Source organism: Bacillus sp. FSL R5-0585 (genome assembly GCF_038004545.1).
GTDB classification, from domain to species: domain Bacteria; phylum Bacillota; class Bacilli; order Bacillales; family Bacillaceae_G; genus Bacillus_A; species Bacillus_A cereus.
Genome location: NZ_JBBORJ010000001.1, coordinates 3,468,489 through 3,485,357, shown reverse-complemented (window position 1 = coordinate 3,485,357; position 16,869 = coordinate 3,468,489). Strand labels below are relative to the sequence as shown.

Sequence of the window (16,869 nt, the reverse complement as noted above, 5' to 3'; positions counted from 1 at the left end):
CTCCTTTATATTTGCCATGGCCAAGGACCTTTGCTCCATTCCCAAGGGGCATTAGAATAGCTATTTCCATACTGTTGAAGCGGTCCATATTTTTCTTCCATCTGTTGTTTTAATACTCTTCGTTTATAGGAAAAATCATTAAATTGGTTAATAGCTGCTGTATCGTCTGGGTGGGTGTCTAAGTAAAGGGTTAGTTCAACTAATACAAAGTCTAATTCTTGGAGATTCTCTAAAAGTCGATAATACTCTTCTGGTAGTGGCTGGTTCACGTCAGTAGTCACCGCCCTTTTTTATAAGGATTTTCATAATAATCATAAAAAACAGGCCATAAAGTTCCTTTTTGTAGTGCTTCTTTCGGTGAGAACTGTGGTAAATTTGGCGGTTGAAAACCTAAATATAAATTAGGAGGGGTAGAGTAATATTTTTTTCCAATAGGAGGACAAGGATCTTGAGGGCTATGATATGGCACATATGATTTCATGTATTTATCCATTAATAAACCTCCCTATATTCTTCATCACTACGTATTGTATTCAGACATAATAGGCCTTTATGACACATATAAAAAAGTAATAGGTACGGGGGGAATGAATGTGGAGCAATGTATTGTATTAGAAGTGAAGAATTTAAAGGAAACTTTGTATTTTTATGAAGGGGTTTTAGGAATTAAACCTAGTTTAGAAAGACCCCAATTAGATGTAACGGGGGTTTGGTATGATTCTGATTCAAAGAGAATTAGTTTTGTTATGAATCGCATGCTAGGGGGGAGAGAGAAGAGTGTTACGAATTCATGCGAGGTTATAACATTTTCGATTTCTAACATAGAGAAGTTAAAAAAGAAGTTAGCGTTTTATGAAATTTTATATACAGAAAATAAACGTGGAAAGAGCATTGTAGTACAAGACCCAGATGGATATAAACTTCAAGTGATAGAGAAGGATGAATAAACGGAGGGGATTTAGTGGAGAGGAATTATGAAGAAAGTGCGTTGTTTGAGCATCAATTTTGGCTAAAGGTGCTTACTGATCATGCGCAATTTTTACTTGATGCGTTAGCTCCAAAGGAAAAAGAAGATATAAAAAAAGCTACTTATTTTGTTGAAACATTTACGAATCTGTTAAATAAAGTTCGTAATGTGAATCTCGTGGCATTTTCCAAAGAGGCGGAACAAGCAGCTAAGGAGATTCGGACGTTTAAATTAAATATTATACAGAAACAGTTGGAAGGAAAAATTACCATTCATTTTACGCCAACTTTCATCAATCATATGGTAAACGAAGTAGAAGAGTATATAACAGTGTTAGAATTTTTAAAGAAAGGAGAAGTTCCGCCTGTTTTTCATGAATTACATTATCATCTCGTTTGGTTAACAGATGCAGCTGGTCATGCAGGCTCTATTTCTGGTGGGCTAGATCTTGTTGAAAAAAGATTAAAAGAGAAAAGCGAAGAATTTACGAAGCACTTTGAACAATTTTACTTAAAGGCAGTTGAAATGACGGGGTATTTACGGACAGAGCTTCATCATTTTCCTGCATTAAAGAAGTTTACAAAAGATGTTTCACTTGAGCTAAAATTATTTTCGCATTTTCTCCATGAGGTTGAAGAGCTGGAGTTATCGAATGAAATATTAAGTGCATTATCTGCTAGAATGGCGGATCATATGGCAAGAGAAGAATGTTATTATTTATTAAAATTAGCACAATCGTCTGGACTTGAGATGCCAAAATGTAATCCGCTTTAAAGAAAAAAGAGGTCAATTTTATTTGGCCTCTTTTTCTGTTTTATTGTCTCTTTTTATTTTTGCTTGTTCAATACTTGCCTGTAATGTCTCCATAATATTGATGATGTTTGGAGTTGGAGAGATTGTTTCGGTTTTTTCCTGTTGTTCAATTTTGTTTTCGATTAGTTCGGTAAGGGCTTCTTTATACTCATCTGTATACATCTCTTGTTCAAAAGGATTTGTAAGATGGTGGATTAAATTGATTGCTGCGGTGAGTTCTTGTTTTTGAATCGGATAATTTTCGTTACTTGGTAAGTTAGGTGTATTTGTTATAGCGCGAATTTCATTAGGGTAGTGAATAGTTTGCAACATAAGACCATCCTCAAAGTTACGGATAATAGCTAAATGTTGTTTTTTTCTAATAGAAATATGAATAAGCCCAAGTTTATTTGTACGTTCAAGAGCTTCTTTTAATAATAAATACGATTTTTCATGTCCTGGGGTAGGACCTATAAAATAAGAGCGATCATAAAGAACAGAATCAATTTCGTTATTTTGGACAAAAGATATAATACGAATGGATCGTGGTTCATGAGCTTGTTGTAATTCAGCTAATTCTTTTTCATCCATAATAATATATTTATGAGGTGCGTATTCATAGGCTTTTACAATATCGTTATCATCAATTTCTTCATCCGTACAATCGGGAGCGAACTTTTTATATTTAATAGGTGTTAAGCATTCTTTATGGAGACTTAAAAATTTTATGTCGTTTTCTTCTACGGCACTATATAGTTTGATGCCTATATTTAATAGTCCAAGTGAAAGTGCACCTTTCCATACAGTATGCAAATGAAACATCTCCTTTCGTTCAAAAATGATTATGTATATTATGAGATAGTAAGAAATTTCCTATACGTTTTTTGTTTTTTACGAAAGGGATTGGGATATAAAATATATTGACAAGCCCTCTGAAATATTTTAATGTGAGTGTATAAAATTGTGTATAAAGGGGAGTAACTTATTACAGTAAAGTCGTCATTACAGGGAGAAACCCTCGGCTTTATTGGCAACGTTTCGTTGTTAGTGAGACCTTTACCAGCAATGGTAAAGGCCCCTTTCTGTCTTTTTGAGGACCCTTACCATATTTGGTAGGGTCCTTTTCGTATACAAAGAGAGGAGATATAAAAATGAAAAAACTTATTAGTAGATTAAGAGTTGTATTTCATGTTCGCCGATTTGTTCCATTCCTATTTGACTTTTTTACTTCAAAAGAGGTTTCAATAAAGAAGAAAATTTTATCTGTTGCTTTTTTAGTTGGTTATGTTGCGATGCCGCTTGATTTAATTCCAGACTTCCTACCGTTTATCGGTATTTTAGATGATATTGGAATTGTGTTATTTATTTTGAACCGAATTGTAAAAATGGCGCCAGTTCAATTACAAGAAAAGCATAACGTAAACGTAGGATAGGAGTTAAAATATGGAGCAAATAATTTTAGATATAATCGAGTTTTTAAAGCAGTTTTCTTATTTTGGAGTTGTACTGGCTTTAACGTTCGAATTTATTCCGGCAGAAGTTGTTTTGCCTATGGTTGGGTATTGGGTATACGAGGGAGATATGAATTTTTGGCTAGCTGTATTAGCTGGAACACTTGGCGGAACGACAGGACCGTTAACGTTATACGCACTTGGTTATTATGGTGGTCGTCCGCTATTAATAAAATACGGAAAATACTTCTTTATTAAAGAAGAACAAATTCAAAAAGCAGATGATTTCTTTGAGAAATATGGACCAGTTGTAGCATTTGTTGGACGCTTTGTACCAGGGGTTCGAACGCTTATTTCTGTTCCGTGTGGTATGGCGAAAATGAACATATGGAAATTTAGTATATATACATTTGTAGCAATGTTCCCGTTAACGACTTTGTATGTTTATTTTGGAATGAAACTAGGTCCACATTGGGAAAAAGCAGCGGATGTTGTTGGGCAATATATGTTCCCGATATTAGGGGGCGTTATTCTTATCGTTGCTAGTATCTTTGTCTATAAATATATGAAGAAAAGAAACAAAACGGAATCTATCTAGTCATTTGAATATTTTTTGAAAATAGATGAATAGTACAGGCAAAAGACTCTGGGGGACATACACATATAGGGAATATAAAAGAGAGAGGGGAAACAACTATGTCTTGTGAGTGCTCAGGGTCAGCATTAACTTGTTGTCCAGATAAAAATTATGTGCAAGATAAAGTGTGTAGTCCGTGGTCTGCTACTGTAGTTGCAACAGCAATTGATAATGTTCTCTATACAAATAATATCAACCAAAACGTAGTTGGTACTGGTTTTGTTAAATATGATGTTGGACCAGGCCCAATTACTGTAGAAGCGCTTGATTCTGCTGGGGGTACAATCGATACACAAACATTAAACCCAGGAACGAGTATTGCTTTTACGTATCGTCGCTTTGATAGTATACAAGTTGTGTTACCTGCAACACCTGCTGGAACGTATCAGGGAGAATTTTGTATTACAACACGTTATCCACTTTCATAGCAGAATAGGAGAGGATCGAAATGGGAATGAGAAGTTCCAGTTTGTCTTGTTGTTCTAATAAAACACTTGTGCAAGACCAAGTATGTACAGACTGGTCTATTACAGGTGCTGGTACTCAAATTGTATATACAAATAATATCACGCAAGAAGTATATGGTTCAGGTTACGTGAAATATGATGTAGGTGCCAACCCGATTACAGTTGATTTTTTAGTAGGTGCAACAGTAGTTGATACAATTACTGTACAACCGCAAAGTAGTGGTACTTTCACTGTCCGATATTTTACGACTGTCCGAATTACTACGACAGGAACGACTGTTAATCAAGGTGAGTTTTGTATTACAGTACGTTATCCAATCTCATAAAAAGCATACCGTAAACGGTATGCTTTTTATATTAAGGAAATAATGAAATTGGTATTCTATAAGCAACATGTAAATTCACAACAGTACTTGCCTTCTAAATATAGTGAAGGATTACTTGTTATATTGATAATATTGACCGACTGTAGGTCTTTTCCTGTGTACGATATTGTATTACCAGGAAACACAGTGAAAATATTGGTTACTGTTCCAACGATTTGAATTGTAATTGCTTCGGTGCTGCTAGTACTATTGTAAACCGAGACAGTACCTGATATAAGTAGTATCCCATCACTTTGCCACAGTATCATTGATTGTGATGCATCTTTGACAGAGGGGATGGTGTTATTCGTTATGAGGAAATTTCCTGCAAATTCATTTGTTACTCGTTCACAATTTGGATTTGGAGGAGGGGGCGGTGGACAAGGGTCTGGACAAATGATAGATAAAGGAGCGAAACAGCCAATATTTTTTTTGTTCTTCAATACAACCCCTCCTTTTAAGTTGTCTTTTATTACTATTAAATGTAAAAGCATGGCCGATGTGTTAAAAAAAGAAGGAAATATTAAAAATTAAGATTGTCTAATAGGCTTAAACCTTAACTTATCATTAGTGTTATAGAAAAGATTATATGTAAATGGTCATAGGAAAAGAATGATTAGACTCTTTTAGACAAAAGGTGGTTGTATACCATAGTACGAGGAATGTTGGACTTAATTTCTAATTAACTGTATATTTACAAAAATCTAATAAAGTTCATTTGTTATTTAAACGACATTAACATATATTAGATAAAATAGCCCTTGTAATGAATCAATTATTATGAGGAGGATTCACGTGGACAGAAATGCTTTAAGAAAAGTAAAAGGCCTTATTGGATTATTAATGGTTTTTGTATTAGCATTCGTATCATTTCCGTGGAGTACATCAGTCAAGGCGGAAGAGAAAAAGCAAGAAAAGGCATCAAGTGAGAAGAAGATAGTTTTTCCAGTTGTAAGTGATGTGCATATTAAAAATAGTGGAACGGATGATACGTTTCGCTGGAAAAGAGCGATTGAACAGTTTAATACATTAGCACCAAAGCAAGATGCGTTTGTTATTGTAGGTGATTTCACAGATACAGGATCAGTGCAGCAATATGATCGTTTCATGCAAGTGTATAATGAAAATGCAAATAAAGATGCAGTGCGAATGAATTCTCTCGGTAACCATGATTATTGGAACGGTTTATCCGTAGAGGGTGCACAGAAGCGTTTCTTAGAAAAAACAGGTATGGAATCAATTTATTATCATAAAGTGGTAAAAGGTTATCACTTCCTTGTTATGTCTCCAGAGAATGGAACAACACATGGTTATTATTCGGACAAGCAAATTAATTGGTTAAAAGAAGAAATGGCAAAAGCACAAAAAGATGATCCAGAAAAACCGATTTTTGTATTTTTACATCAACATATTAAAGATACAGTGTACGGTAGTCAGGAATGGGGAACACAAGATAGCGCAAAAATTAATGCAGTGTTAAAAGAATATCCACAAGTTATTACGTTTTCAGGTCATTCACATTATCCGTTAGATGATCCGAGATCGATACATCAAAAAGACTTTACATCAGTTGGTACATCTTCAGTAAGTTATATGGAAGTTGAAGGTGGTAAAGTACAAGGGAATATCCCGCCAGGAGCTAGTACGTTAAGCCAAGGTTTATTAGTAGAAGTAGATGAAGAAGAAGTGACGATTAATCGCCGTGATTTCCATACGAATTCTTGGACAGGCGAGCCTTGGAAAATTAAATTACCAGCAAAGAAAGAAACATTTACACATGTAGAAGATCGTGATAAAGAAAAGCCTTACTTTGCTAAAGATGCAAAGCTTGCTGTATCAAATGTAACAGAAAATGCGGCAACAGTAACATTCCCGCAAGCATTGGACAACCTCCTTGTTCACTCTTACCGTGTGCAGGCTAGAGATAAGCAAACGGGTGAAATAAAAAATAAATTGTTAGCATTCTCAGAGTTTTATCGTGATCCAGTGCCGAAAGATCTTACGTTTACGCTTGCAGGGTTAGATGGCGGGAAAGCATATACACTTGAAGTAGTTGCGATTGATTCATTTGGCAATGAAACCGCACAGCCGTTAACTGCGGAAATTACTACGAAAAAAGATAATATTGACCCGAATGTGAAAGTACCAAAAGCTGATGTTTTCGATGTAAACTTTGCAGATGGTACATTTAAAGACAATTCACCATTTGGTACAAAAGGTGATGTGAAGGGCAATGTGACTATTGAATATGATAAAGCATTGAAGAAGAATGTTATGAAGTTAAACGGACAATCTAATACATTTGGATACCTTCCATTTTCAGCAGCACAAAAAGAGAAAATAGTAAATACGTTTACATTAGAAACTGTATTTTCAATGAATGAAATTCGCGGACAAGGTATTTTGCAAAATACAGAGAGCGGCGGAATTGGATTTGAGTCTACAGGAAGTGGATATGTTGAATTATGGGCTCACATTGGAGGTAGCTATAAACGTGTTGGCGTTCAATTAGAAGCGAACAAAACGTATCATTTAACAGGAACGTATAACGGAAGCGAAGTGGCAATTTACGTAGATGGTAAAAAAGTAAATAGTCAGCCAGCTCAAGGAAAAGTTTATAACCCGAACGTACCATTTGCATTTGGAGCGGATCCTGATAGTAACGGAAATGGTGGTATTCCGTTAAATGGACAAATCGCGTTAGCAAAATTATATAGTAAAGCTTTAAGTTCTTCAGAAGTATTAGCATCATACAATGAGTTTTCTAACCGTACGAAGTTAGAGCAAGTAAATGCGTTATTTGAAGAGCTTGGAAAAGTAAAAGAAGTGTTAGTTAGTACGTATGAATTTGGTGATAAGCCAGGTCAATATTCAAAGGAAGCATTTCAAGAATTAGAGAAAAGCTATAATAATGCAAAACAAGTGTTTGGAAATGTAGGGAGTACGGGAGAGCAAATCGTTCAAACATATAACGAATTAAAAACAGCTAATGTAACATTTGTACAATCTAAAGTAGTAGAACAACCGAAAACACCGAAAGAAAAATTAAAAATCAATATTGAATCTGCAAAAGTAGTAGTGAAAAAAGCGCAAGATGCAAATGTAATGGACGGTTCAGTGAAAGCACTGAGTCAAAAAATTACAGTGGCCGAAGCTGTAGTGAAAGATGTAAAAGTAAAAGATGCACAGGTAGAAACGATGAATCGTACATTAGAGTATGCGATTTCACTTGTTGACAAAAGTATGAACAAATAAGAGAGAAGAAAAGAAGCTTATCATGATAGGCTTCTTTTTTGTTATACTAAAAGTAGCATAGAAAGAAGGAGCGAATAATTTGGAACAGAAAAAGCTAAAAAGAATTCTTGAATATGTATGGATCGCGGTTGTGCTCCTTGTAGGATATTATTTATTAAAAGATAAAAGTATTTGGGTTTTATTCTTAATGACGTTTTTATTAGCAGGATTAGGAACGTTATTTATTAACTTCTTCTTTGATAGTTTGAATGCCTGGAAGAAGAAAAAGAAGGGGACGAAGTAAAGGAGGGAATATATGCAAAAGTGGAAGCTCATATATCAGGTGATTATTTTCTTAGTGCTTGTGGGTATTGGAATGATCAAATACTCGACACCAATAGGAAATTGGGCATGGTTTACAGCTTGCATCGGCATATTTTTCATTTTACAATCGTTAACGAAAAAATATAATAGTACAGAAAGATAGCTCGCCGTTTTATCGGCGAGCTATTTTGTTATGCTTTTTTCTGTTCGTCATTTGTTTTTTCAATAGCTAAATGACTATGCTTTCTAGAGTAGAAGAAATAGAAGCATAAGCCGACTATAAGCCAAACTGCAAAGCTAATCCATGTTGTTTTAGACAAATTGATCATTAAATATAAGCAGCAAAGAATCGCAACAACTGGTAATACAGGTACGAAAGGTGTACGGAATCCGCGTTTTAAATCAGGGTGTGTTTTTCGTAAAATAAGTACTGCGCAGCAAACGAATGTAAAGGCTGTTAATGTGCCGATGTTTACTAAATTCGCTAGCAAATGTAAGTCTAAAAGGCCTGCTAATAAAGCAGCAACAACGCCAGTAATCCACGTATTTAATAAAGGGATTTTTACTCTTTTATTTACACGTGCTAACGCTTTTGGAAGTAGACCGTCACGGCTCATTGCATACGAAACGCGAACTTGTCCATACATAACGACTAAGAGGACGGTTGTCATTCCAGTCATCGCTCCAACAGCGAGTAGTCCTGCAATTGTATCCTCACCAACGAAATGCAATGCAAATGCAACTGGATCAGAAACGTCTAATTGCGTATAAGGAACCATACCTGTTAAAACGAAAGATACAATCATATATAAAACAGTACAAATAAGAAGAGAACCGATAATACCAATTGGTAAATCACGCTGCGGTTTTTTCGTTTCTTCTGCAGCGGTTGCGATTGCATCAAATCCTAAGAAGGCGAAGAACACAGTGGCAGCGCCAGTAATAATACCGTCGTATCCGAATGGAATGAACGGTGTCCAGTTTTCAGGTTTTACATATTTTGCGCCTGCTACGATAAAAGCGATAATAACTGCTAGCTTGATAAGAACCATAATATTATTAATGCGAGCGCTTTCGCGTATACCGAAGCTTAAAAGACCGGTAATGATTAGTAAAATACAAACAGCGGGTAAATCGATGAGGCCACCTTTTCCTACGCCAGGGGCCGAGGCGATTATGGCGGGCAGGTGTATATTGAAACCTTGTAGTAATGATTGTAAATAACCAGACCAACCGACAGCTACTGCTGCAACGGCAAGTAAATATTCGAGCATTAAACACCATCCGACGATGAAGGCGACGACTTCTCCGACTGTCATATATGCGTAAGTATACACACTTCCTGAGACAGGAATAGAAGAAGCAAATTCAGCGTAACAAAAGGCTACACAAGCACAAGTAAATGCAGCAATAAGGAATGATAGCATAATACCAGGACCAGAATGTTTTGCTGCAACAATACCTGTTAATACAAAGATCCCTGTCCCAATTACGGCGCCGATTCCTAAAAACGTTAAATCGAGTGCAGTTAATGTTCTATCTAGCTGCTTTGGTGATTCAGTACTAAGCGCTTTTTTTCGTAATAATGACTTCACTTTGGACTCTCCCCCCGTTTTTTCATTTCCATAACTGCGACTATAGTATGAGCCCATTAAAAAAGAGTAAGTAAGGAAGTGGAGGTGCAGTTATGGTATGTAGTTTTTTAAAATTGCTGGATTAATCTTAATATAATTCAGAATATTTTGTCAAATAAAAATATGACAAATAAAATGCGGATCAATAGGGGAAACTACTTGCAGAAATGGACGGGGGTTAACGACCCACTGATTAAAGTTAAAGTAGGAGCAGATGCTATGTTATTTTATTTTGAACTTGTCGTCATTTTACTTTGTACGAAATTAGCTGGTGACATTAGTGTAAGACTTGGTCAGCCTTCTGTACTTGGTAAGTTAATTGTCGGTATTATTATCGGTCCGGCGGTACTCGGTATTATTAATAGTTCTGAACTGATTGATGAACTGAGTGAGATTGGTGTTTTGTTGCTTATGTTTATGGCGGGACTTGAAACGGATTTAGAAGAGTTAAATCGGAATTTGAAATCGTCATTTGCAGTAGCGGCTGGTGGAATTATTTTTCCTTTCATCGGTGGTTATGTAACAGGATTGCTGTTTGGATTAATACAATCCCATGCCATTTTTTTAGGTTTATTACTTTGCGCAACATCGGTTAGTATTACGGTGCAGACGCTACGTGATCTAGGAAAAATGAATACGAGAGAAAGTACAACAATTTTAGGTGCTGCCGTATTTGATGATGTCATTGTCGTTATTTTATTGGCATTTGTAATGAGTTTTTTAGGAACACAAGATGTTAATATAACGCTTGTCATTGTAAAGAAAATTATTTTCTTTGTAAGTATTGTTTTTATTGCATGGAAAGTCGTTCCTTGGATTATGAAAATGCTTGTCCCGCTTCGTGTAACAGAAGCGTTAATTAGCGCAGCTCTTATTATTTGTTTCTCTTTTTCTTATTACAGTGAAATGATGGGAATTGCAGGTATTATTGGAGCATTTGCAGCAGGAATTGCTATTTCTCAAACAGAGTATAAGCATGAGGTGGAACATAAAATTGAACCGATTGCTTATGCAATATTTGTTCCAGTATTCTTCGTAAGTATCGGAATGGAAATTACATTTCAAGGCATTGGAAGCCAGCTTTGGTTCATTATTATTATGACTCTCATTGCAATTTTCACAAAGTTAATCGGATCAGGTTTAGGAGCGAGACTGACAGGATTTAATCTCCAATCTTCTATTAGTATTGGCGCGGGGATGGTATCACGTGGTGAAGTAGCGCTTATCATCGCTGCAAATGGACTTACGGCGAATTTATTAGCGAAAGAAAATTTCACAGCGATTGTTATTGTTGTTATATTGACGACGATTATTACACCGCCACTTTTGAAGAAATATTTTGTATAGAGAGGAAGGGCTTATCTGATGTAGGTAAGCTCTTTTTTTATTCCCAAAAGCAATGATCATATAGCATGAAGGGTTTGTAATTATGGTAAAATCTATGTATGTGATATGACAAGGAGAGGGAAGTGTGAAGATTACGAAGGAGAAGGTTATCGGTGTAATCGTACTTATTGCAGTATGTATACCATTTACGGCATGGAAAGAATCAAAAGTGAAAGATTTTCCGGTTTCTATTTTTTCGGAAGAAGCAGATGGTGAGTACGGTCAGAAGCTGAAATATACTGCTTTTTTACCTGATGTTGCGATTTGGATGAACGGTTGGGAAAAGAAGTGGACAGAAGGGGAAAGAACTGTTTATCAAAAAGGGAATCGCATTGTAAATGTGTTTCATCCTCCTGGCGATGATGGTTATTACCTTCTTGAAGCAAGAGAAAATAAGTGAACGCAACCGTAAGAAGTGGAGGTTAAATAGTGAAAGCTTCAACATTACTATTTAAAATTGAAAGTAATATGGATCAATTTTCACCAGCTGAGAAGAAGGTTGCCATGTACATAATGGAGAATGCAGAGATTGTTCCGAACTTAACGACGAAAGAAGTGTCAACGAATGCAGGCGCAAGTGAGGCGAGTGTCGTTCGTTTTTGTAAGTCGATTGGGATTGGGAGCTTTAAAGCATTTAAGATAGCACTCGTTCGTGAATTAACGATTGCTGATTATAATATTAACGATTTTTCAGTGATGAATACAGAAGATGGACCGTACGATTTATTTAATAAAGTTACTTATGTGAATAAAGCTGCAATTGAGGCGAGCGTGACGGCGATAGATAAAAAAGAACTTGAAAAAGCTGCAGATCGTATTGTAAATGCCGATAAAATTATCTTTTATGGAGTAGGCGGATCAGCTACTCCGGCGATGGACGGAGCTTATAAATTTACAAGGCTCGGATTTACAGCGATGATGCTATCTGATTTTCATATGATGCTGCCGCTTGTGACGAATTTAAAAGAAGGCGATATATTTGTTGCGATTTCAACATCTGGTCGAACGAAAGATGTGCTTGAAATGGCGCAGTATGCAAAGAGACAAGGTGCAACTGTTATTGGAATTACGAAATTAGATAAATCATCACCGTTATATAAAGAAGCGGATATTCGCCTTTGTATGCCAGATGTAGAACAAGATCATCGTATTGCGAGTATTGCTTCGAGAATGACGCAATTGAATATGATCGATGCTTTATATGTGATTACTTTCAATCGAATTGGTAATAAAGTATTGAATCAATTTATGGAGACACGAGAAGAAGCGTTGCGGTTACGGAAGTTAAAGTAGAAGAAAAGATGAGGAGACTCATCTTTTTTTATCCCGCTATTTGCCGTGCAGTAAGACCCTCACTTCAAAATTCAGCGGAAGCAAAGAAAGTTAGGTGGGGATCAACTGCCCGTTAATGCCCGATTGGTGCGGGCTAATAATCAGTGGGGATGAACAAAACCCCCACTGATTAAAGTTTCACTTTATGATCTTTGACAAAAATATGTCATGTTGTGAAATTTTATTTCATAAAATAAGAAAGAGTCATTGATTTTTAGTTTCTTAAAGTTATAATAAAAGTGTGAAATATAATTTCAAAGAGGGTGGCAATATGTTAGAAAATTTATCGACAGAACATCGTAATGAGAAAACAATGAATTTGGATGAGATGAGCATAAAAGAAGTGTTGCAAAGTATGAATGAAGAAGATCGAACTGTTGCGTTAGCAGTTGAAAAAGAGATAGAACAAATTGAAAAGGTTGTACAGACTGTTATTAAATCTTTTGAAGAAGAGGGACGCTTAATTTACATTGGTGCTGGTACGAGTGGTCGTTTAGGTATTCTAGATGCAGTGGAATGTCCGCCGACATTTGGCACGGATGATAAAATGGTGCAAGGGTTTATAGCAGGTGGATTGAAAGCGTTTACTAAAGCGGTGGAAGGTGCCGAAGATCGCGAAGAGTTAGCGGAAGAAGATTTAAAAAGTATTGGATTAAATGAGAAAGATACAGTGATTGGAATTGCTGCAAGTGGCAGAACTCCTTACGTAATCGGCGGCTTGAAATATGCACAGAGCGTAGGAGCGAGTACAGCGAGTATTTCTTGTAATAAAAATGCTGAAATAAGTAAATATGCAAAGTTAAATGTGGAAGTAGAGACAGGTGCAGAAATATTAACAGGATCAACGCGTTTAAAAGCTGGTACAGCACAAAAATTAGTGCTGAATATGATTTCAACAGCTTCGATGATTGGTGTAGGAAAAGTATATAAAAACTTAATGGTAGATGTTCAATCCACAAATGAAAAGTTAGTAGAACGGTCAAAACGAATTATTGTGGAAGCAACAGGCGCTAGTTATGAAGTAGCGACAGAGTATTATGAAAAGGCAGAACGTAACGTAAAAGCTGCAATTGTTATGGTGTTGTTGCAGTGTGAATATGGGGAAGCACTGGAGAAACTAAAATACGCTAAAGGGTTTGTGAAGAAAGCACTATAAAATAATAGGGAGGGGGATTCTATTATGAAGAAAGAAGAGAGAATGGCCAAGGAAATTTCGGAGCAACTTGGAGGAATAAAAAATATTCGTAGTATTGCTCATTGTATGACGAGACTACGATTAACGCTTCATGATGAAAGTAAAGTAAACATGGACCTTTTGAAAAAAGTTGAAGGCGTTATGGGTGTTATAGAAGATGAGACGCTTCAAGTTGTCGTTGGTCCAGGAACAGTAAATAAAGTGGCAGCTGAAATGGAAGGTTTGACAGGACTACGAATTGGTGAGGTAGCAGATCATCACCTTGAAGATATTGGGCAAGAGATGAAATCAGAGATTAAGAAGAAAAATAATACACCGGTGAAAAACTTTTTACGAAAAATAGGGAGTATTTTCATCCCATTAATTCCAGGTCTTGTTGCGTCAGGAATTATAAACGGGGTTGCTAACTTTGCGAAAAACGCTGGTGCTGATCCAAATGCAACGTGGTTACAAATGTTACTACTCATTGGCGGCGGTATCTTTACATTCTTAGGAATTTTAGTTGGTTGGAATACAGCGAAAGAGTTCGGCGGGACACCGGTTCTTGGGGCAATTGCTGGTATTCTAATTTTCAATCCGGCGATGGCAAACGTAAAATTGTTTGGTGAAGCATTAGTGCCCGGACGGGGCGGATTGTTCGCAGTTATTTTTGCAGCATGGCTTATGGTTGTAGTGGAAAGACAAGTTCGAAAAGCAGTGCCAAATGCAGTTGATATTATTGTGACACCACTCATTACTGTATTAGTTGTAAGTATCGTAACGATGTTAGCCATTCAGCCATTAGCAGGTTTCTTATCAGATGGTATTACGAGCGGAATTAATGCGATTTTAAATATTGGCGGAGCATTTGCTGGCGCAGTACTTGCGGGAACATTTTTACCTCTCGTTATGGTCGGATTGCATCACGGTTTAACACCAATTCATATGGAATTTATTAATCAAACACACGTAACACCTTTATTACCAGTACTTGCAATGGCTGGTGCTGGCCAAGTGGGCGCAGCAATTGCGATTTATGTGAAAACAAAAAACAAACGACTTCGAAATGTAATTAAAGGTGGATTGCCAGTTGGCTTTTTAGGAATTGGTGAGCCGCTATTATACGGGGTTACATTACCACTTGGGAAACCGTTTATTACTGCTTGTTTAGGAGCGGCTGTCGGTGGTGCATTCCAAGCAGTTATGCAAACGGCTTCACTTGGAATTGGCGTATCAGGGCTATCTTTAATTCCGTTAATTGCTGACAATAAATATTTACTATATTTCTTAGGTTTAGTAATTGCATATGCTTTCGGATTTATCTTTACGTACTTCTTCGGATTTAAAGAAGAAATGGCAGAAAACATATAGAGAAAGGGATTCCTTTCTCTTTTTCTATTAATAGAAAGGGAGATTTATATGATCGGAGTTTCCATTTATCTTTCAAAAGAACGAGTAGAGAAACAAGAAGAGTGGTTAAAAGTAGCGAAGGAAAATGGGTTTACATCTATTTTTACATCACTGCACATTCCAGAAGATGATCCAAATACGTATAAAGAGTTAATTCAAATATTAGGGAGACAAGCTCTTGCACATGAAATGGAGCTAATGGTTGATGTTTCTCCAAAATCGTTACACCATTTAGGGCTAACATATGAAAATGTGGAAGAGTTATTGAACTGGGGCATTACCGGTTTAAGAATGGATTACGGCATTGCGCCAAAAGAAATTGCAAGCGTATCTCATAAGATGAAAGTAGCTTTAAATGCGAGTACGATTACAAAATCATTTTGGAAAGAATTACTTGCAGAACATATAAGAGTAGAGAATGTAGAAGCATGGCATAATTTTTACCCGCGCCCAGAGACAGGACTAGCAAAGTCTTTCTTACAAAAACAAAATCAATATTTACAGAAGTGCGGAATAAAGACAATGGCATTTATTCCAGGAGATGCGGAAAAACGAGGGCCGTTATATGAAGGGTTACCAACGTTAGAAAAACATCGCAATATGCGCCCGCTTGAAGCGTACTTAGAACTTGTTCAAGATTGTGGTGTTGATAAAGTATTGATTGGCGATATAAGCGCAAGTTTGGAAAGTATGCAAGAAGTAGCTAGTGCAAGTAGAGGGATTATTCCATTGCGTTACAAATCATTTATAACTGATAAAGAAGTATTAAAAGTGGTAGAGCAAGTGCATACAAATAGACTAGATCCAGCTCGTGATGTTATTCGATCTGTAGAATCAAGGGAAGGAAATAGAGTGGTGTTACAGCCGATGCATACAATTGTAAGAAAGAAAGGCAGTATTACAATTGATAATGAATTGTATGGTAGATATGCAGGGGAGATGCAAGTTGCTATAAATGATTTATCTGTAGATGAGAAAGTGAATGTTGTTGGAATGGTTGTGGAAGAGGACGTTTCTTTACTGCCTTATATTGGCGCTGGAAAAATGTTTCAACTTTTTTTATGCGATAGAATAAAAGCTTGAATTAGCGCTATTTTGTAAGAAAACATTATCCGTAAAACGGATAATGTTTTTTGTTTTCTTTAAAAAAGTATTTGACGAATGAAATAAAATACCGTATTGTTTTGACTTGTAAATAAAAGTTCACCATAACAAAACAAAAAGGAGAGTTCAAAATGAATCAATATATTGGGAATTTAATTATTCGTATCGTGTTAGGAGTTACGTTCTTTGCACACGGTTTAGCAAAGTTTCAATCAGGTATCGATAATGTAGCAGGGTGGTTTACAAGCATCGGTTTACCAGGTGGCCTTGCATACGGCGTAGCAACTGTAGAATTAGTTGGTGGTATATTATTAATTATCGGTTTAGGTGTACGATATGTAGGATTGTTATTCGCTCTTATTTTAGCTGGAGCTATCGTAAAGGTAAATGGAGCAGCAGGTTTATTAGGAGATGGAAAGAATCCAGGATATGAATTAGATCTTGCATTATTATCAATGGGTGCGTATTTATTCGTAGTAAAAGCAGAAGGATATGTAGATCGTTTCTTAAAAGAGAAAGTAATGAAAACGAAGTGAATTTTATTTATAAATTGTTGACTTGAAGAATTAATGTAACTATAATGATTACAACT

At 36.2% G+C, this 16,869-nt stretch carries 22 protein-coding genes; 17 read left to right on the top strand and 5 right to left on the bottom strand.

The window, feature by feature from the left end:
• Positions 1–5 precede the first annotated feature (5 nt).
• Positions 6–269, bottom strand: coding sequence for a spore coat protein CotJB (gene cotJB / locus MKY38_RS17980; RefSeq protein ID WP_001075543.1), 264 nt, complete (start codon positions 267–269; stop codon positions 6–8).
• Positions 270–277: 8 nt separating this feature from the next.
• Positions 278–493, bottom strand: a complete 216-nt coding sequence (locus tag MKY38_RS17975; protein ID WP_000362188.1) for a spore coat associated protein CotJA — start codon at positions 491–493, stop codon at positions 278–280.
• A gap of 94 nt (positions 494–587) precedes the next feature.
• Between MKY38_RS17975 and MKY38_RS17970 the strand changes: the two genes are divergently transcribed.
• Entirely contained in the window at positions 588–947 is a 360-nt protein-coding gene (locus MKY38_RS17970; protein WP_063535714.1) for a VOC family protein, read from the top strand.
• A gap of 14 nt (positions 948–961) precedes the next feature.
• Complete coding sequence (locus MKY38_RS17965; RefSeq protein ID WP_065224703.1) at positions 962–1,741, top strand: DUF2935 domain-containing protein; 780 nt, start codon at positions 962–964, stop codon at positions 1,739–1,741.
• 18 nt (positions 1,742–1,759) lie between these two features.
• Here MKY38_RS17965 and ku read toward each other — a convergent pair whose 3' ends face one another.
• Positions 1,760–2,572 (bottom strand): non-homologous end joining protein Ku, encoded by an 813-nt coding sequence (gene ku, locus MKY38_RS17960; RefSeq protein ID WP_000557746.1) that lies wholly within the window; start codon positions 2,570–2,572, stop codon positions 1,760–1,762.
• Positions 2,573–2,910: 338 nt separating this feature from the next.
• On the opposite strand from ku, the gene MKY38_RS17955 reads away from it, so the two are divergent.
• The 4 genes from MKY38_RS17955 (at position 2,911) to MKY38_RS17940 (ending at position 4,640) form a co-directional block, all read left to right on the top strand.
• A complete protein-coding gene (locus MKY38_RS17955; RefSeq protein WP_000733852.1) occupies positions 2,911–3,192 on the top strand; it encodes a YkvA family protein in 282 nt (93 codons plus the stop codon).
• Positions 3,193–3,202: 10 nt separating this feature from the next.
• Positions 3,203–3,808, top strand: a complete 606-nt coding sequence (locus MKY38_RS17950; RefSeq protein WP_065224702.1) for a DedA family protein — start codon at positions 3,203–3,205, stop codon at positions 3,806–3,808.
• Positions 3,809–3,906: 98 nt separating this feature from the next.
• A complete protein-coding gene (locus tag MKY38_RS17945) occupies positions 3,907–4,275 on the top strand; it encodes a DUF3992 domain-containing protein (protein WP_001277540.1) in 369 nt (122 codons plus the stop codon).
• 20 nt (positions 4,276–4,295) lie between these two features.
• Complete coding sequence (locus MKY38_RS17940) at positions 4,296–4,640, top strand: DUF3992 domain-containing protein (protein ID WP_000525819.1); 345 nt, start codon at positions 4,296–4,298, stop codon at positions 4,638–4,640.
• 56 nt (positions 4,641–4,696) lie between these two features.
• On the opposite strand, the gene MKY38_RS17935 is transcribed toward MKY38_RS17940, so the two are convergent.
• A complete protein-coding gene (locus tag MKY38_RS17935) occupies positions 4,697–5,077 on the bottom strand; it encodes an S-Ena type endospore appendage (protein ID WP_234411761.1) in 381 nt (126 codons plus the stop codon).
• On the opposite strand from MKY38_RS17935, the gene MKY38_RS17930 reads away from it, so the two are divergent.
• The 4 genes from MKY38_RS17930 (at position 4,965) to MKY38_RS17915 (ending at position 8,400) form a co-directional block, all read left to right on the top strand.
• A complete protein-coding gene (locus tag MKY38_RS17930; RefSeq protein WP_065224701.1) occupies positions 4,965–5,213 on the top strand; it encodes a hypothetical protein in 249 nt (82 codons plus the stop codon). The genes MKY38_RS17935 and MKY38_RS17930 overlap by 113 nt on opposite strands.
• Positions 5,214–5,474: 261 nt before the next feature.
• Positions 5,475–7,934 (top strand): LamG-like jellyroll fold domain-containing protein, encoded by a 2,460-nt coding sequence (locus MKY38_RS17925; RefSeq protein WP_114555740.1) that lies wholly within the window; start codon positions 5,475–5,477, stop codon positions 7,932–7,934.
• A gap of 79 nt (positions 7,935–8,013) precedes the next feature.
• A complete protein-coding gene (locus tag MKY38_RS17920) occupies positions 8,014–8,217 on the top strand; it encodes a hypothetical protein (RefSeq protein WP_000435800.1) in 204 nt (67 codons plus the stop codon).
• A gap of 12 nt (positions 8,218–8,229) precedes the next feature.
• Positions 8,230–8,400, top strand: a complete 171-nt coding sequence (locus MKY38_RS17915) for a hypothetical protein (protein WP_001174850.1) — start codon at positions 8,230–8,232, stop codon at positions 8,398–8,400.
• A gap of 28 nt (positions 8,401–8,428) precedes the next feature.
• Here MKY38_RS17915 and MKY38_RS17910 read toward each other — a convergent pair whose 3' ends face one another.
• Positions 8,429–9,832 (bottom strand): amino acid permease, encoded by a 1,404-nt coding sequence (locus MKY38_RS17910; protein WP_000838711.1) that lies wholly within the window; start codon positions 9,830–9,832, stop codon positions 8,429–8,431.
• Positions 9,833–9,994: 162 nt separating this feature from the next.
• Here MKY38_RS17910 and MKY38_RS17905 point away from each other — a divergent pair, with 162 nt between their 5' ends.
• The 7 genes from MKY38_RS17905 (at position 9,995) to MKY38_RS17875 (ending at position 16,813) form a co-directional block, all read left to right on the top strand.
• Entirely contained in the window at positions 9,995–11,218 is a 1,224-nt protein-coding gene (locus MKY38_RS17905) for a cation:proton antiporter (RefSeq protein ID WP_061113410.1), read from the top strand.
• 124 nt (positions 11,219–11,342) lie between these two features.
• Positions 11,343–11,657, top strand: coding sequence for a hypothetical protein (locus MKY38_RS17900; RefSeq protein ID WP_000704958.1), 315 nt, complete (start codon positions 11,343–11,345; stop codon positions 11,655–11,657).
• A 29-nt stretch (positions 11,658–11,686) separates the two neighbouring features.
• Complete coding sequence (locus MKY38_RS17895) at positions 11,687–12,550, top strand: MurR/RpiR family transcriptional regulator (RefSeq protein WP_114555742.1); 864 nt, start codon at positions 11,687–11,689, stop codon at positions 12,548–12,550.
• Positions 12,551–12,860: 310 nt separating this feature from the next.
• Positions 12,861–13,745: an N-acetylmuramic acid 6-phosphate etherase gene (murQ, locus tag MKY38_RS17890; RefSeq protein ID WP_000892348.1), complete on the top strand. Its 885-nt coding sequence runs from the start codon at positions 12,861–12,863 to the stop codon at positions 13,743–13,745.
• Between the two features lie 24 nt (positions 13,746–13,769).
• A complete protein-coding gene (locus MKY38_RS17885; protein WP_000711293.1) occupies positions 13,770–15,134 on the top strand; it encodes a PTS transporter subunit EIIC in 1,365 nt (454 codons plus the stop codon).
• A gap of 48 nt (positions 15,135–15,182) precedes the next feature.
• On the top strand, positions 15,183–16,256 hold the full coding sequence (locus MKY38_RS17880) for a DUF871 domain-containing protein (RefSeq protein WP_065224698.1): 1,074 nt from the start codon (positions 15,183–15,185) through the stop codon (positions 16,254–16,256).
• 152 nt (positions 16,257–16,408) lie between these two features.
• Positions 16,409–16,813, top strand: a complete 405-nt coding sequence (locus MKY38_RS17875; protein ID WP_001077751.1) for a DoxX family protein — start codon at positions 16,409–16,411, stop codon at positions 16,811–16,813.
• Positions 16,814–16,869: the final 56 nt, after the last annotated feature.

What these genes read in the sequence shown, in the direction of transcription:
- MKY38_RS17975 (WP_000362188.1), bottom strand. Translation starts at nt 493, where the DNA reads ATGGATAAATACATGAAATCATATGTGCCATATCATAGCCCTCAAGAT.
- MKY38_RS17970 (WP_063535714.1), top strand. Translation starts at nt 588, where the DNA reads ATGAATGTGGAGCAATGTATTGTATTAGAAGTGAAGAATTTAAAGGAA.
- MKY38_RS17955 (WP_000733852.1), top strand. Translation starts at nt 2,911, where the DNA reads ATGAAAAAACTTATTAGTAGATTAAGAGTTGTATTTCATGTTCGCCGA.
- MKY38_RS17950 (WP_065224702.1), top strand. Translation starts at nt 3,203, where the DNA reads ATGGAGCAAATAATTTTAGATATAATCGAGTTTTTAAAGCAGTTTTCT.
- MKY38_RS17945 (WP_001277540.1), top strand. Translation starts at nt 3,907, where the DNA reads ATGTCTTGTGAGTGCTCAGGGTCAGCATTAACTTGTTGTCCAGATAAA.
- MKY38_RS17940 (WP_000525819.1), top strand. Translation starts at nt 4,296, where the DNA reads ATGGGAATGAGAAGTTCCAGTTTGTCTTGTTGTTCTAATAAAACACTT.
- MKY38_RS17915 (WP_001174850.1), top strand. Translation starts at nt 8,230, where the DNA reads ATGCAAAAGTGGAAGCTCATATATCAGGTGATTATTTTCTTAGTGCTT.
- MKY38_RS17905 (WP_061113410.1), top strand. Translation starts at nt 9,995, where the DNA reads ATGACAAATAAAATGCGGATCAATAGGGGAAACTACTTGCAGAAATGG.
- murQ (WP_000892348.1), top strand. Translation starts at nt 12,861, where the DNA reads ATGTTAGAAAATTTATCGACAGAACATCGTAATGAGAAAACAATGAAT.
- MKY38_RS17885 (WP_000711293.1), top strand. Translation starts at nt 13,770, where the DNA reads ATGAAGAAAGAAGAGAGAATGGCCAAGGAAATTTCGGAGCAACTTGGA.
- MKY38_RS17880 (WP_065224698.1), top strand. Translation starts at nt 15,183, where the DNA reads ATGATCGGAGTTTCCATTTATCTTTCAAAAGAACGAGTAGAGAAACAA.
- MKY38_RS17875 (WP_001077751.1), top strand. Translation starts at nt 16,409, where the DNA reads ATGAATCAATATATTGGGAATTTAATTATTCGTATCGTGTTAGGAGTT.